The sequence below is a fragment of the Microbispora sp. H10670 genome (assembly GCF_014161385.1).
In the GTDB taxonomy this organism is placed as follows: domain Bacteria; phylum Actinomycetota; class Actinomycetes; order Streptosporangiales; family Streptosporangiaceae; genus Microbispora; species Microbispora triticiradicis.
In genome coordinates, this window is the sequence record NZ_JABBWW010000073.1 from 1 (window position 1) to 1,928 (window position 1,928).

A 1,928-nucleotide genomic window follows, 5' to 3' on the forward strand; every position below is an offset into this window, starting at 1 on the left:
TGCGATCGGCTACCACCGCATCAACGGCGAGACCAACATCGCCCGCGCCACCCGACGCGCCAACCGCCGCCCACACGACCTCATCACCGCCGTGACCAGCAGCTACCCCACAACGCAATGACCCTGGTTGAAGGGCTCACGGGATACAGGCAGGCGGGCCAGGTGGTGTGTCTCAAGTGAGACACGCGCACGCGGCAGGCGACAGCAGCCCCAAAAACATGATCGTCGTGCCATTAGCGTGCCATTAAGGGCGGTCAACAGGGGGCACTCACGGTCACTCGCGGACTGCCCCTCGCTCAGGTCGGGGCCGTTGTCCCTGGTGATCAGGCCGATTTGCAAGCAGGAAGTCAGGGGTTCGAATCCCCTAGGCTCCACCCACTCGAAGCCCAGGCCAGGGATCGTTCTCCCGCCTGGGCTTTGACCATTATTCGGCCTTCGCGCTCTTGCGTGCCCGATCCGCTCTTGAGTTGTCCCCGCGCGAGGCTGTCGAGCTGCTTGGCCACCTAGTGCCGTCGCTCGTCCGTCGCGTGCTCATCCAGCTCTGAGGAACTGTTCAAAGGCTTCCCGTGCCAGCGCTGACACACTCTTCCCTTCTTGCTCGGCGCGGGCCTTCGCGCGTTCACGCAACTCCTCAGGGACTCTGAAGGAGACCCTTGGGGAATGTGTGCTCTCGCCTGTAAGCGATGGGCGCCCGGGGCGACCGGTAGGCACGGGTACGCGGCCCTCGTCGATCGCGCGATGAACGTCGCTGATCGCGTCCCGTACGTACTCGTCGGTGATGAGGTTGCCTTTGGCGTCGTGGATCTCTTCGGAGTCGCTGTCGATATCGGAGTCGTGGTCCAGGGCCAGTTCGATGTCTTCGGGTGGCCAGGCTGCCTCGTGCTCAGTCATGGCGTCCTTCTCCGTAGCGCGGTCGGCATCACGTGGATGATCACGAGAGCTTTGTCGGTGAGGATGCCGATCACCTCCAGCTCAACGCCCCGATCATCGGGCCCGATCCAGACCCATCGATCCTCCAACGTCGGGTCGGTGGCCGGCACGATTGCTGGTGGCCCAGATCGGACGACGTACAAGGCATGCGCCTGTCCGATGCGGTGCTTCCGCGCCGACCGGTAGAAGCGCAACTTTTTCATGCCCATATTATGTCGGACACAACCTCTGTAGGTAGGGGGTTCCGGTCTGCAGCGCGCCGGCCATCGAAACGGCGGTTGCGACCTGGGTGTCGGCGGCTACGAAGAGGACGGCGTGGACCAGGGGGCGCCCGTGCCCACCGACAGTCGCGAGCGTGATCGCCGGGCCATTAGCGGGCCATTAAGGGCGGTCAACAGGGGGCAGAGCCGCGCAGCGCGCCGAACCCCATGTAGTGCCTCGGGAATCGCTGCTCTCCTGCGGCCTCGCGGTCATTCCAGAGGGTGATGAAAGCATCAGCATGATCCGGATCGGACGCTGAGCCTCCGACGGCCCATCAATGCCGAAGCCACGACCGCGAACATGCACCGGGTCGGCCGCCGCACGGTGGCGCCGGATTCGCCGTCCTCCGTCCCACCGACCCGGCGCCGGAGAAAGGCCCGGTCGGGGCGGGAGAGCGTCGCACCCGGCGATGGTGAGTGGTCAGCGCAGCGGGCATCACACTGGCGAAGGTCAGCGGCCGGCGCGCCAGGCGGTGACACATGGGTTCACCGGGTCCGGCTCTCCACCCCCGGCCATGTGCAGGAGATGGCCGGCGCCGGGGGGCGGGTCGTGGTACGGCGATGCCGGCGCCTGTTACGGCGCCGGAGCCGGTGAACCTTCGCCGGACAGCGCACTAGTGCCATACGCCTGAAATTCGTCGGATAAATACTTATCCTGATGTGTATGGGGCATCCGGGTCCGTCTGCAATACCCATCGAGTTGACCGATGCTGAGCGGTCCTGGCTGCATGGCCTGAC

Annotated in this window: 2 protein-coding genes; both read right to left on the minus strand. The window is 65.3% G+C overall.

The window, feature by feature from the left end; genetic code table 11:
• Window positions 1-531: 531 nt before the first annotated feature.
• Window positions 532-891, minus strand: coding sequence for a ribbon-helix-helix protein, CopG family (locus HHX33_RS34545; RefSeq protein WP_182878239.1), 360 nt, complete (start codon window positions 889-891; stop codon window positions 532-534).
• Entirely contained in the window at window positions 888-1,133 is a 246-nt protein-coding gene (locus HHX33_RS34550; RefSeq protein WP_150933691.1) for a hypothetical protein, read from the minus strand. Before HHX33_RS34550 ends, HHX33_RS34545 begins: the two co-directional genes overlap by 4 nt.
• Window positions 1,134-1,928 lie beyond the last annotated feature (795 nt).